This is a genomic window from Paenibacillus sp. JCM 9796, assembly GCF_055379675.1.
Genome location: NZ_AP043723.1, coordinates 4,200,674 through 4,213,158, shown reverse-complemented (window position 1 = coordinate 4,213,158; position 12,485 = coordinate 4,200,674). Strand labels below are relative to the sequence as shown.

The following is a 12,485-nucleotide window of genomic DNA, read 5'->3' as shown; positions in this document are numbered from 1 at the left end:
TTCTTTCCTTGAGACAACTTTGACTACTTGTTGCTCTCGGCAATATTTTTCTTATGCTGCTCGAACGTTTCCGCAAACAAGTGCGTTCGGCTGCCGTCCTTCTTCGTCACGTAGAACAAATAGTTCGTCTCGGCGGGGTAAATCGCCGCGTGAATCGAAGCGAGCGACGGGCTGGCGATCGGCCCCGGAGGCAGCCCTTTGTTCAAGTACGTGTTATACGGGCTCTCGATACGCAAATCTTTCTCGAACAGCCGCTCTTTCGGCTTATCGAACAAGTATTGAATCGTGGCGTCAATTTCCAGCTGCTTGTTTTGCTTCAACCGGTTGTGAATAACGCCGCTGACGAGCGCCCGCTCTTCCTCTACCGCCACTTCCCTCTCCACCAAGGAGGCGAGCGTTAACATTTGGTGAAACGAAAGGCCGCGTTCGGCCATCGCCTGCCGCCAGCCTTCGGGCAGCTCCTGCAGCCGTTTGTCCAATTCGCCGACCATCGTGGCGATCATCTCTTGCGCCGAGGCGTCTTTCTTCCACTCGTAGGTTTCGGGGAACAAGTAACCTTCCAGCCGCACCTTCATATGCGGATCCGCCGGTATGCCCGAAGCCACCGAGTCCCCGGATCCTTGGAATTGCTGCGCCGCCGCTTCGAACGCCTGCGCGTCGACGCCGAGCTGCTGCAGCTTCTCGGCTGTTTGCTTCAGCGTAAAGCCTTCCGGAACGGTGAGGCGTATACCCGCCGACTTCACCGTCTCGCCGCGATTGAACAGCGAGACGATCGCTTCCTTCGACAAGCCGGGCGACAGCTCGTATTCGCCCGCTTGAAACTTGCCGCCCTCGCCCTTCAGCTTCAAGTACCACCTGAAGAGCCGCGCATCGCGGATTAACCCTTTCTCTTCAAGCTGCGAGGCAAGCTCGCTGATCCCCGTTCCGGGAGGGTACGCCACCCGCTTGAGCTCGCTTGACGCCGGAAGCGGCGCAAGCCCGCGGCTGACGTACAGCATCAGCCCTAGCGCGGTCCCAAGGCCGATGAGAATTATGATCATGATTGCTGCAATTCCAACACGTTTCAGCGACATCGCCTGCTATCTGCACCTGAAAGGGCGCCGCTCCTTTCTTCTATTCAAACGAAAAAGAGCGGAGAATCTCCGCTCGTGGTATACGGCCAACCTACATTACAACGATTCATCCGCCGGAAACGTCCATTCGTCGAAAAGCTCCGAGACCTCTTCCCACTCGTCGTCGTCTTCGATCGTCTCCAGCGCAAGTTCCCCGTCTTCATTACGCGTTACGCGAAAAACTTCCGGTTCATCCTCTTTGCCCGGCTTCGCCTTCTCCAGCATGGCATAGCCTTGGCCGTTCCTGACAAGCTCCGACACAATGCGGTACACGACGGATTCTTGATGCTCATCAGATAAAATAATATCATCTCCGTACGCTTCCCGCAACTGGCGCGTCGGCACCGCTTCCGAGGCCGAATTCGACATGGGCCTCCTCCTTTGCACCTAAGCTTACTTGGACTCTTCTTCGTCTTCCTCGAATTCGTCCATCAGCGTGTTGAACGTTTCTTCGACAATGTTCCATTCTTCTTCATCGTCGATCGTGTACAGCTGCAGATCGTCGCCGTCTTCTTCATAACGGAACGCATACACCTCGTCGGATTCCTCGTCGGCGTCCACAGGGACGACCATCATGTACTTCTTGTCCGAGCCGTCCACTTCGAACTTCATAATCACTTCAAATTCTTCTTCGTTGCCTTCATCATCCGGAATGAATATAATTTCGGGCTCTTCTTCCTGCAACAGCTCTTCGTTCACGTTCTGGTCGTTCTGAGACATGAGTTCTTCACCTCTTCGAGTTGGAGTTGGCATCCATATATCCTTGCAATATGAGCGCGGCCGCCATCATATCGATGACCTGCTTTCTTTTCTTGCGGCTGACGTCCGCCTCGAGCAGCGTACGCTGCGCGGAGGCGGTGGTCAACCTTTCGTCCCACAAATGTACGGGCAATTGTAGTTTTTCATGTAAACTTTGGGAAAATGCAATGCAAATTTCCCCACGCGGGCCGATCGTGTTGTTCATGTTCTTCGGCAAGCCGACCACGATCTCCGACACGCCGTAATCGCGGATAATTTCGCGCAGCCGGTTCGTGTCCCTCTCTTCCGTCGTACGACGGATGACTTCCAGCCCTTGCGCGGTCCAGCCCAGCTCGTCGCTTACCGCAACGCCGATCGTTTTGTCCCCGTAATCCAAGCCCATTAAGCGCATAACTTGCTCCTGTCCGTCCCTCTTGCGTCCCGCTTCTAAGATTTGTACTGCTGCAAATAGGAACGAACCAGCTCTTCGATCAGTTCGTCCCGTTCCCGTTTGCGAATGATGCTCCGGGCGTTGTTGTGACGCGGAATGTAGGCCGGATCGCCGGAGAGCAGGTAGCCGACAATTTGATTGATCGGATTGTACCCTTTTTCCTGAAGCGCGTCGTACACCGCGAGAATGACTTCTTTGGGCGAGGTTTCGATTTCTTCCGCTTTCATGTTGAATTTCATCGTTTTATCCATAGAACTCATATCTGCGAAGCACCCCCCTGCAAAGTTATTACTGACTTATTCGCCATCGGCCATAAAATTCCTGTTGACAGCGAACATTTATTTGGATGCGACCAGCCGTTCGACCGTTCCGAGGGCTTCCTTCAGCTTGGAGGCGTCTTTACCGCCCGCCTGCGCCATATCCGGACGGCCGCCGCCGCTGCCGCCGCAAGCCGCAGCGACTTCTTTAATCAGCTTGCCGGCATGATAGCCTTGCCCGACCAAATCCTGTGAAACGGCCGCTACCAGATTCACCTTATCTTCCGCCGCAGCGCCGAGCACGATGATGGCCGAACCGAGCTTTTGCTTCATCTGGTCGACGATATTGCGCAGCGATTCCATATCGCCCGCGCTTACTTCGGCCGCAAGCACGTTAACCCCGTTCACGGCTTTGACCTGATCGGTCAGGGAGCCGGCTTCAATGCCGCCCAGCTTCGCTTTCAACGATTCGTTCTCGCGGGAAAGCTCCTTCAATTGGGTGAACAAGCCTTCCACCCGTTTCGGCACGTCCGTAATATTCGACTTCAGCAGGCTTGCCGCATCGCGCAGCAGCTGCAGCTGTCCGTCCAAGTATTGGTAGGCCTGACGCCCGGTCGTCGCTTCGATCCGCCGTATGCCGGAGCCGATGCCGGACTCGCTGACGAGCTTGAACAAGCCGATTTGGCTCGTATTGGACACGTGGCAACCGCCGCACAGCTCCAGGCTGTAACCGCCGATGCGAACGACACGCACAACATCTCCGTATTTTTCCCCGAACAACGCCATAGCGCCCATCGCTCTCGCTTCGGCGATCGGCTTGAGCGAAATGTCCACCTCGAGGCTGTTCCAAATTTGCGCGTTGACCCGCCGCTCGATCTCCTGCAGCTCTTCGGCGGAAATGCTTCCGAAATGCGAGAAGTCGAAACGCAGACGTTCCGGCGCAACGAGCGAGCCCGCTTGATTGACATGGTCGCCCAGCACTTCTTTCAAAGCTTTATGCAAAAGGTGCGTCGCCGTATGATTCTTGATAATGTCCTCGCGGACATCCTGAGTCACAGTTGCCTGCACCGTCTCTCCGCTGCGCAGCACACCGGCCTGGACGACGACGGTATGCACGTGCTGGCCGTGGGGGGCTTTGCCGACCGATTCGACTTTAAGCACGGTATCGCCCGCTGTCATGTAGCCGTGATCGCTGACTTGACCGCCGCTTTCCGCATAGAACGGCGTCCGGTCCAGGATAACCTGACACGTTTCACCCGTTCCGACCAGATCGACGAACTGCTGCTCATGCACGATTGCGATCACTTTAGCACTTGTTACCAAATCAGTATATCCAACAAACTCGCTTTTAACCGTAAAATCAGCCAGCGGTCCGCCCTGCACCTTCATGCTGTCAGACTCCTGGCGTGCCGCGCGGGCGCGGTCCCGCTGCTCCTGCATCGCACGGTCGAACCCTTCGCGGTCCACCGTCAGCCCTTGCTCCGAAGCATAATCCTCCGTCAGATCGAACGGGAATCCGTAGGTATCGTACAGCTTGAAAGCGTCCGATCCGCTGATCGTGGTCAAACCTTCCTTGCGGGCCTTCTCGGTCAACTCGGCCAGAATGGCGAGACCGCCGCCGAGCGTCTCATGGAAACGCTCTTCTTCGGTACGGATCACCTTCTCGATAAATTCGCGCTTCTCCACCACTTCCGGGTAGTACACGCCCATAATTTCGCCTACGACCGGCGTCAACAGGTACAGGAACGGCTTATCCATACCAAGCACCACTTTGCCGTATCGGACCGCACGGCGAAGCAAACGGCGGATGACATAGCCGCGTCCTTCATTGGACGGCAGTACGCCGTCGCCGACGGAGAACGCTACCGTCCGGATATGGTCGGCGATAACTTTGAGCGCGACATCCTGCTCGTCGTTTTCTTTGTATTTGACCCCGGCCAGCTCGCACGTTTTTTGAATGATCGGCTGGAACAGATCGGTGTCAAAGTTCGAATCGACATCTTGCAGAATCGAAGCGAACCGTTCGAGTCCGGCGCCGGTATCGATGTTTTTGTTCGGAAGCGGCGTATAGCTGCCGTCCTTATTATGGTTGAACTGCGAGAATACGAGGTTCCACACCTCGAGGAAGCGCTCGTTCTCGCCGCCCGGCCAGCATTCCGGATCGTTCAGGTCGCCGTATTTGTCGCCGCGGTCGTAAAAAATTTCCGTACACGGTCCGCAAGGCCCTTCGCCGATATCCCAGAAGTTTTCCTGGAGCTTGTAAATTCGCTCTTCCGGAATCCCGATTTTCTTGTTCCAAAGCTCGAACGCTTCCGTATCTTCCGGATATACGGTAACGGAGAGACGCTCCGGATCGAAGCCGATCCATTCTTTGTCGGTCAGAAACTCCCACGCCCACGTGATGACTTCTTCCTTGAAGTAATCGCCGATGGAGAAGTTGCCGAGCATTTCGAAAAAAGTGTGGTGGCGGCGCGTCTTCCCCACGTTCTCGATGTCGTTCGTCCGGATACACTTCTGCGAGTTGGCGATCCGCGGGTTCTCCGGTACGATGCGGCCGTCGAAGTACGGCTTCAGCGGCGCCATCCCGGCGTTGATCCAGAGCAACGACGGGTCGTTGTGAGGCACGAGCGGGGCGCTCGGCTCGATTTTATGGCCTTTGCTTTCAAAAAACTTTAACCATTTGGAACGAATTTCACTAGCTTTCACTTTCGTAAGCCCCCCCTGAATTGAAATGAAACGGGAAAAACAATAAAAAAACGCCCCTGAAAACAGGGACGATTGCTCGCGGTACCACCCTGGTTATTGCACGGCCTTCGCCTGCGCTGTTAACGCTCGGCGGTTCTGTGCAATCTCCTCTTCGCGGACGATAACGGGTCCTTCCGGCGGAGTTTATCCGCGCTCCGAAATGAGCGTTCAGTCGCCCTTCATTAGGAAGACTCTCGCAGCGGACCGCACCCAAGCCCGGCTCTCGGACATGGCCTGCGCCTGCCTTCTCGCCGTATCGGTATGCATCCGAGCCTTCTCTCTGGCTAATGGACTACAACCTACTGAATTTCTTCAACGCTTTCTTGTTTGGAAGCCAAAGCTTTACAAAGCAAAATTATACCTTTCCGACGGCGGGCCTGTCAACCGAGATCCGCCCTGTAGAGCCCGGCATTTGGGCGTATCCCGTTCCCGTGTCCCGTGCGGGGCCGGGGCCCTACTCCCAAACGAGGGAGGTCAACAGCTTGTGTTCGAACGCCCGGATGACGAATGCCTCGTAGAAGTCGCGGCGGACAATCCATTGGTACACCGCATTGTGGTGCGCATAGAACAACACGTCGGTCAGAACGTCGTTATGGCCAAAATAATCGCGCACCGCCTTCACGCCCTTCTCGACACTCGCATCCGGCACGGATAGACGCAGCCAAAATTCCACGTCCGCCTCCCCGTCGTTCTGCTCCTCCCAAGATAAGAGCTTCTCGTCATATGTATAGCGAAGCTTTGTCATCGCAGCCTTTCCCCCTTACATCAAATATCTTACATAAATATATACGTGCGCCAGCGCCACCGAAAACAGCATCAAAGGAAATGCGATTATCATATATTTCATAAACGATATCGGATATCCTTCCCTGGCGGACATGCCGGCGACGATCAAGTTGGCGCTGGCCCCGATCAGCGTCCCGTTACCGCCGAGGCAAGCCCCTAGCGCAAGGCTCCACCAGAGCGGCTCCAAATCGGATACGCCCATCGTTCCCATCTCGAAGATCATCGGAATCATAGTGGCCACGAACGGGATATTGTCGAGGAACGCCGAAGCGAGCGCGCTAAACCACAAAATCATGATCGACGTCTTCGTCACATCCCCGCCGGTCAACTTGATCGCCTGCTCGGCCAAAGCCGCGATGACGCCGGTTTCAACTAAACCCGATACGAGCACGAACAATCCGATGAAGAAAAATATCGTCATCCACTCGACCCGGCGGAACGATTCTTCCAAATAATGCTCCCCGGTTAACAGGAGCAACAGGAACGCGCCGGCCAAGGCCACCGTGGCCGATTCCAGATGGACGATCTGATGGATGAAGAAGCCGCCGATCGTTAAGCCCAGCACGACCAAACTTTTGCGAAGCAGCGCCGGGTTCTGGATTTCCGACTTTTCATCCAGATCCATGACGCCGCGCCGCAGCTCCTCCGTTGTCTGAATGTCTTTGCGAAACAGCAGGACGAAGACCGGGATCGTCGCGATCAGGATGATGATCACAATCGGCGTCAGGTTGTTGATGAACGCCATGAACGTCAGTTCCTTCACCGCGCTGCCGATCATAATGTTCGGCGGATCGCCGATTAACGTCGCAGTCCCGCCGATGTTGCACGCAAATATTTGTGAAATGAAGAACGGGATCGGATTGACCCGCAGCTGTCGCGTAATGCTGAAAGTGACCGGCACCATCAGGAGCACCGTCGTGACGTTGTCGAGGAACGCCGAACCGAACGCCGTCACGATCGCCAGCGCGACCATGATGCGCGCGGGGTGTCCGCCGACTTTTTTGGCCGCCCAAATCGCGACGTACTTAAATACCCCCGTCTCCGCCGTAATGCTGACGATGATCATCATCCCGACGAGCAGTCCGAGCGTGTTAAAGTCGATGTGATGGAGCGCCGTTTCCTGATTAACGATTCCGAGCACAACCACTAGAATGCCGCCGGTCATGGCGACGATCGTTCGGTGGATTTTCTCCGAGATGATGAATCCGTAGGCGACGAGAAATAACCCGATAGCGATGAGCGCTTGCATGTCCATATTGATAGTCCTCCTGCGATGTCTGGTGAGACCCTGAAAAAAGACAAAGAGGAGCCCTTGGTGACAGGCTCCTCCTATGAAACGATTGCTGAATATGCAGTTGTAGACGGGCTTCAGGGTCTCCCGAAAAAAATTCCATCTGTATATACGCCGGAGGTTGCAATTTGTTGCGCCCATGACCAAATTTTTTTTTAAACGGTTCGTTTATGCACGTAATATAAAAAGACATGCTGCAGAATAACCTTGATTACCGCAAAGAACGGAACCGCCAATATGAGCCCGACCACACCCGCCACCTCTCCTCCAACGAGCAGCGCGAACATGATAAATAATGGGTGCATGTTCAAAGAACGGCCGACTACCTGCGGTGAGATGACGTTGCCCTCGAGAATTTGGCAGACGGTATTGACCACGATAACCAGCAGCAGCATTTTGATCGAAATCGTCGAGGCGACGATGAGCGCCGGAGCCGCGCCGAGAAACGGCCCCAGGTACGGAATGATGTTGAACACCGCGACCACGCTTGCCAGCAGCAGCGCATAGGGGATGCCGATTGCCCAATACCCGATGTAAGCAAGCAGCCCGACAATCAGACAAACCGTAAACTGTCCGCGAATGTAGTTGCCGAGCGCCGTATCGATATCGGTCAGCATCGACACAATCTCTTTGCGGTGCGTTCTGGGCACAATGGCCAGCGTCGTTTTTTCGATCAATTGAAAATCTTTCAAAATATAGAATGCGACGAACGGGATAATAAAAATCATAAACAGCTTATTGATCGTATTGCCGATCCCGTTGATGTAATCGGCGATCGCCAGCGAGATGCCGTCCTCCAGCTTCGCCAACGATTGATGGATCCCGATCCGGACGCTGTCCGGCAAAAACTGCAGGCCGTTCAAGTCGTCGACCAGGCTCTGCGCCTTGAACGAAACGTCCGGCATGTGCTCGTTCAGCTCCGCCAGCTGGCGAACGAGCATCGGAATCACGTTCATCAGGATGACCGTCATGGACATGATGAACAAGGCGTAGATCAGAAGCACAGCGATCGTACGCGGCACTTTGCGTGCGCCCAGCAGCGAGACGACCGGATTCAAGACATAGGAAATAATGAGCGCGATGATAAACGGTGTCAAAATTTCGCGCAAAAACCAATACACCCCTGAAATCATCGGCCGGAGCTGCATCAGCAAATATAAAATAACAAGAATGAGCAAGGTATAAACCATCCCGAGCAGAACGCGGTTTTTGGGCAGCCGTTCCAGACACGTCCCCTCCTTCGGCATCTTTCGGTACCGGCTTCGTCAGTACGAACGAACATCCATATACTACAGTATATGTACAACCCCTGGTTCTTAACCCAATATTCGGACGTCCCCCGCACATAAAGCCGGCACGAGCCGAATACAATGAAGAAGGACGAACGGGACAAAAAAACACCGCAAGCGAAGGAGCGACGCTCCCTGCAGCGGTGTTCATAGGCGTTATATTGTAAGTCGGCTTGCCGGTCCGAACCGTTAGTTGGCGTGAACTTGCGGCATTTCCTCTTCAAAGAAGAGATCATCCAACGAACTTAACGTGCCGTCTTCCTCGACTTGGAATACGGACATCTTCTCCCCGTTCACGGTCAGTTCGATAAAGCAGCCCCAGCAATAAAATTGATGCGAGCCGATTTTGCCGATATCTTTGGAATTACAGTTTGGACAACGTAACATCTGTATCACCCTATTCTTCTTTTGGTACGAAGATTTCCTCCAACGCCTCGCTTGCGCGTACGGGAACAATTAAGGCGTCCTCGCCGACTTTCACGGAATCCGGCATGGGCAGCCATTTGCGCCCTTCTTTGAGATCTGAAATGAAACCCTCGGTCAATTCGTATCCTATTACTTTTTTACCCGTTTTTGCATCTAAATAAACATCCTCGACGACGCCGAGTTGTTGACCGTTCACGGTCAGCAGCGGAAGTCCCTTGATCCGGTGTCTCCCGCCAAGCAGAAGCTTCCAGGTATTCTTCGCTTCAAGCGGCTTAATCGCGTCCTCCCGCTTGATCGTAACGGCGTCTTCGCCTAGTGCGATAACGTCTTCCCATTCCACGCAAGTCGCTTCTTGAAACCAATGTCCCGCCCCTAGCAGAAACGCCTGCACTTGCCAATCCTCGTCGAGCAGCAGATCCGTAACTTCACCGACTTGTTTGCCGGTATGCACGCAGATCACAGGCAACCCGATCACATCCCGCGTACGTCTCACCAAACTCTCTCCAATCGTGAATTGGCTTAAACGATACTACGTAAACGGCGGATGACGGTTTCAACCCGTGACGCGGTTTCGCGAATCTGTGCGGAATCATTCGAGGCGCCGAAGCTGAACCGAATCGCCGACGAAGTTCTCGCTTCGGATAACCCCATCGCTTTCAGCACATGGGATACCTCCAGCGATCCGGAGGTACACGCCGATCCGCTTGCCGCCGCGACTCCGGCCAAATCGAGATTCATCAGCATCGATTCCGTCGAGACGCCCGGGAAGCTGACGTTCAAGATGTGCGGCAGCCGCTCGCTCGGATGTCCGTTCACGATGAAATCGTCCGGGCTGAGCCGCTTTTCCAGCTCGTTTACCAGTTCTTGACGTAGTGTTTCCACGTGATGTTTCTTTTCATACCTCGCGCGGTCAAAAAGTTCAACCGCCTTCGCAAAACCTGCGATCGCCGGGGTATTCTCCGTACCTGGGCGCCGTTTGCGCTCCTGGGAGCCGCCGTAGCCTAACGGCACGAACCGAGCGTTCTTCGCTATATACAACGCGCCGACCCCTTTGGGACCGTTCAATTTGTGCGCGGAAAAGCTCATAAAGTCAACAGGCAGCGCATGCAAATGAAGCGGCATGTAAGCCAGCGCCTGAACCGCGTCGACGTGAAAGGCGATTCCCTTCTCGCGAGCCAGTGCGCCGATCGCTTCGATCGGCTGCAGCGTGCCGACTTCGTTATTGCCGTACATGACGCTGATCAATATCGTATCCGGGCGAAGCGCGGATTTAATGTCGTCCACCGAGACCCGTCCGTATTCGTCGACCGGCACGTAGGTCACTTCGTAGCCGAGGCGCTCCAATCTCTCGCATGTATGCAGAACCGCATGATGCTCGATCTGCGTCGTAACGATATGGTTGCCGCGAGCGCGGTTCGCTTCAGCGGCGCCGAACAGCGCCATATTATCGCTCTCCGTGCCTCCGCCGGTAAAGACGAGCTCAGACGGCGCACATCCGACGAAAGAGGCGATCCGATCGCGCGCTTCGTTCAGCGCGCTCTTCGCGTCGCGGCCGGCCCAATGCGTGCTGGAGGCATTCCCGAAGCTATTCGTCCAATATGGCATCATGGCTTCCACCACTTCCGGATGAACCGGGGTTGTTGCGGCATGATCCAAATAAATCAGGTTCAATGTACTCACCACATCGTTCATAAGAAATGTAAAGACACTTAGATATAAAACATATAGCTGTCGTGATGGCTTCCCTCGTCATGATAGGAGATCATATCCTGCAGCGAGGTCGAATCCAGCACTTGTGCGATGCCATCGCGAATGCGTATCCACAAGTTCCGTTTGGCAGGGTCGTCTTCCTCCGTAAAATCGACGGGGCTGATCGGACCTTCCAGTACCCGAATGACATCTCCAGCGGAAATCTCCTCGGGCGATTTTGATAATATATATCCACCGTAAGCGCCGCGAATGCTTTTGACTAACCCGGCATTACGCAGCGGGGCAACCAATTGCTCCAAATAATGCTCGGAAAGCTGATGCTTTTCGGCGATGCTTTTCAGTGAGGTGGGGCCTTCTCCGAACCTGGTGGCAAGCTCCATCATGATGGTCAGCCCGTAGCGGCCTTTAGTTGATATCTTCAAATCGAGCACCTCATTTACATATCATACATTTTGGTATCTTTTCTATGGTAACACAAAACCTTCTATTGTGGGAGAAAAACAATGACGATATGTTGAAATAATTTTATTTATGAGCAAATCTATGTATAATACTAAGCAGGCCACAAGAGCAAAGCGAGGGGATTAAGAATGAGTAAACCACGTGTTGTCCTCGGCATGTCAGGCGGCGTCGATTCGTCCGTTGCGGCGCTGCTCCTGAAAGAGCAAGGTTACGAGGTCATAGGCGTATTCATGAAAAACTGGGACGATACCGACGAGTTCGGACACTGTACGGCGGAAGAAGATGCCGAAGATGTGCGCCGGGTATGCAGTCAAATCGGTATTCCTTATTATACGGTAAATTTTGAGAAACCATACATGGACAAGGTGTTCGCCTATTTCTTGGACGAATATCGCAAAGGTCGCACGCCGAACCCGGACGTCATGTGCAACCGGGAAATCAAATTCGGCGAGTTTCTGAACAAGGCGCTCGAGCTTGGTGCAGACTATATTGCGACCGGCCATTATGCACGCGTCGAGCAAGTTGACGGCGTATATCGGCTGCTGCGAGGCGTCGATTCGAATAAGGATCAGACGTATTTCCTGCACGCACTGAGCCAGTACCAGCTCTCCAAGGCCATGTTCCCGATCGGCCATCTGCCGAAGCCGGAAGTCCGCGCGATCGCGGAGAACTCGGGTCTTGCGACCGCGAAGAAAAAAGACAGCACCGGCGTTTGCTTTATCGGCGAGCGAAATTTCAAAGAGTTTCTCAGCGGTTATTTGCCGGCCAAGCCGGGTGAGATGCGCACGCTGGACGGGGAATTGAAGGGCCGCCACGACGGCCTGATGTACTATACCCTCGGACAACGCCAAGGGCTCGGCATCGGCGGCTCGGGCAGCGGCGAGCCTTGGTTCGTCGCCGGCAAAGACCTGGAGCGTAACGTGTTGTACGTCGTTCAAGGCGAGAAACATCCGGCGTTGTACTCGAAGGGCTTGCTGGCCACCGACTTGACCTGGATCTCGGGAGAACCTCCGCAAAGCCCGTTCCGCTGCACGGCCAAGTTCAGATACCGCCAGCCGGACCAAGGCGTCATCGTTCATTTCGAAGCGGACGGCAGCTGCCGCGTGGAATTCGATCAGCCTCAGAAGGCGATTACGCCGGGACAATCCGTCGTGTTCTATGACGGCGATGTCTGCTTGGGCGGAGCGGTCATCGACAAGATGGTGAAGTGACGCGGAC

The 12,485-nt window shown here is 54.6% G+C and carries 14 protein-coding genes; 1 reads left to right on the top strand and 13 read right to left on the bottom strand.

Going from position 1 to position 12,485, the window contains the following annotated elements; genetic code table 11:
• Positions 1 to 23: 23 nt before the first annotated feature.
• The 13 genes from mltG to cymR all read right to left on the bottom strand — a co-directional run bounded on the left by mltG (position 24) and on the right by cymR (position 11,227).
• Positions 24 to 1,040 (bottom strand): endolytic transglycosylase MltG, encoded by a 1,017-nt coding sequence (mltG, locus tag ACZ439_RS20360; protein WP_258313385.1) that lies wholly within the window; start codon positions 1,038 to 1,040, stop codon positions 24 to 26.
• Positions 1,041 to 1,169: 129 nt separating this feature from the next.
• Positions 1,170 to 1,481: a DUF1292 domain-containing protein gene (locus ACZ439_RS20355; RefSeq protein WP_054797869.1), complete on the bottom strand. Its 312-nt coding sequence runs from the start codon at positions 1,479 to 1,481 to the stop codon at positions 1,170 to 1,172.
• A 24-nt stretch (positions 1,482 to 1,505) separates the two neighbouring features.
• The gene (locus ACZ439_RS20350) at positions 1,506 to 1,832 is read right to left on the bottom strand and encodes a DUF1292 domain-containing protein (RefSeq protein WP_054797870.1); all 327 of its coding nucleotides are present in this window, start codon (positions 1,830 to 1,832) and stop codon (positions 1,506 to 1,508) included.
• A 7-nt stretch (positions 1,833 to 1,839) separates the two neighbouring features.
• Positions 1,840 to 2,262, bottom strand: a complete 423-nt coding sequence (ruvX, locus tag ACZ439_RS20345) for a Holliday junction resolvase RuvX (RefSeq protein WP_054797871.1) — start codon at positions 2,260 to 2,262, stop codon at positions 1,840 to 1,842.
• Positions 2,263 to 2,297: 35 nt separating this feature from the next.
• The gene (locus tag ACZ439_RS20340; RefSeq protein WP_054797872.1) at positions 2,298 to 2,561 is read right to left on the bottom strand and encodes an IreB family regulatory phosphoprotein; all 264 of its coding nucleotides are present in this window, start codon (positions 2,559 to 2,561) and stop codon (positions 2,298 to 2,300) included.
• 78 nt (positions 2,562 to 2,639) lie between these two features.
• Entirely contained in the window at positions 2,640 to 5,264 is a 2,625-nt protein-coding gene (alaS, locus tag ACZ439_RS20335; protein WP_127607120.1) for an alanine--tRNA ligase, read from the bottom strand.
• A gap of 493 nt (positions 5,265 to 5,757) precedes the next feature.
• Complete coding sequence (locus ACZ439_RS20330) at positions 5,758 to 6,048, bottom strand: hypothetical protein (protein WP_054797873.1); 291 nt, start codon at positions 6,046 to 6,048, stop codon at positions 5,758 to 5,760.
• A gap of 15 nt (positions 6,049 to 6,063) precedes the next feature.
• A complete protein-coding gene (locus ACZ439_RS20325) occupies positions 6,064 to 7,344 on the bottom strand; it encodes an ArsB/NhaD family transporter (protein WP_372813037.1) in 1,281 nt (426 codons plus the stop codon).
• A 191-nt stretch (positions 7,345 to 7,535) separates the two neighbouring features.
• Entirely contained in the window at positions 7,536 to 8,606 is a 1,071-nt protein-coding gene (locus ACZ439_RS20320; RefSeq protein WP_127607226.1) for an AI-2E family transporter, read from the bottom strand.
• A gap of 252 nt (positions 8,607 to 8,858) precedes the next feature.
• Complete coding sequence (locus tag ACZ439_RS20315) at positions 8,859 to 9,056, bottom strand: hypothetical protein (protein WP_014371928.1); 198 nt, start codon at positions 9,054 to 9,056, stop codon at positions 8,859 to 8,861.
• A gap of 10 nt (positions 9,057 to 9,066) precedes the next feature.
• Entirely contained in the window at positions 9,067 to 9,588 is a 522-nt protein-coding gene (locus ACZ439_RS20310; protein WP_127607115.1) for a PRC-barrel domain-containing protein, read from the bottom strand.
• A gap of 26 nt (positions 9,589 to 9,614) precedes the next feature.
• Positions 9,615 to 10,766 carry a cysteine desulfurase family protein gene (locus tag ACZ439_RS20305; RefSeq protein ID WP_464621149.1) on the bottom strand — a complete coding sequence of 384 codons (1,152 nt, stop codon included), beginning with the start codon at positions 10,764 to 10,766 and terminating at the stop codon, positions 9,615 to 9,617.
• 38 nt (positions 10,767 to 10,804) lie between these two features.
• Positions 10,805 to 11,227: a cysteine metabolism transcriptional regulator CymR gene (gene cymR / locus ACZ439_RS20300; RefSeq protein ID WP_054800160.1), complete on the bottom strand. Its 423-nt coding sequence runs from the start codon at positions 11,225 to 11,227 to the stop codon at positions 10,805 to 10,807.
• Between the two features lie 168 nt (positions 11,228 to 11,395).
• Between cymR and mnmA the strand changes: the two genes are divergently transcribed.
• Positions 11,396 to 12,478, top strand: a complete 1,083-nt coding sequence (gene mnmA, locus ACZ439_RS20295) for a tRNA 2-thiouridine(34) synthase MnmA (RefSeq protein WP_054797874.1) — start codon at positions 11,396 to 11,398, stop codon at positions 12,476 to 12,478.
• The last annotated feature ends 7 nt before the right edge of the window (positions 12,479 to 12,485 follow it).

What these genes read in the sequence shown, in the direction of transcription:
- mltG (WP_258313385.1), bottom strand. Translation starts at nt 1,040, where the DNA reads ATGATCATAATTCTCATCGGCCTTGGGACCGCGCTAGGGCTGATGCTG.
- ACZ439_RS20355 (WP_054797869.1), bottom strand. Translation starts at nt 1,481, where the DNA reads ATGTCGAATTCGGCCTCGGAAGCGGTGCCGACGCGCCAGTTGCGGGAA.
- ACZ439_RS20350 (WP_054797870.1), bottom strand. Translation starts at nt 1,832, where the DNA reads ATGTCTCAGAACGACCAGAACGTGAACGAAGAGCTGTTGCAGGAAGAA.
- ruvX (WP_054797871.1), bottom strand. Translation starts at nt 2,262, where the DNA reads ATGCGCTTAATGGGCTTGGATTACGGGGACAAAACGATCGGCGTTGCG.
- ACZ439_RS20340 (WP_054797872.1), bottom strand. Translation starts at nt 2,561, where the DNA reads ATGAGTTCTATGGATAAAACGATGAAATTCAACATGAAAGCGGAAGAA.
- ACZ439_RS20330 (WP_054797873.1), bottom strand. Translation starts at nt 6,048, where the DNA reads ATGACAAAGCTTCGCTATACATATGACGAGAAGCTCTTATCTTGGGAG.
- ACZ439_RS20325 (WP_372813037.1), bottom strand. Translation starts at nt 7,344, where the DNA reads ATGGACATGCAAGCGCTCATCGCTATCGGGTTATTTCTCGTCGCCTAC.
- ACZ439_RS20315 (WP_014371928.1), bottom strand. Translation starts at nt 9,056, where the DNA reads ATGTTACGTTGTCCAAACTGTAATTCCAAAGATATCGGCAAAATCGGC.
- mnmA (WP_054797874.1), top strand. Translation starts at nt 11,396, where the DNA reads ATGAGTAAACCACGTGTTGTCCTCGGCATGTCAGGCGGCGTCGATTCG.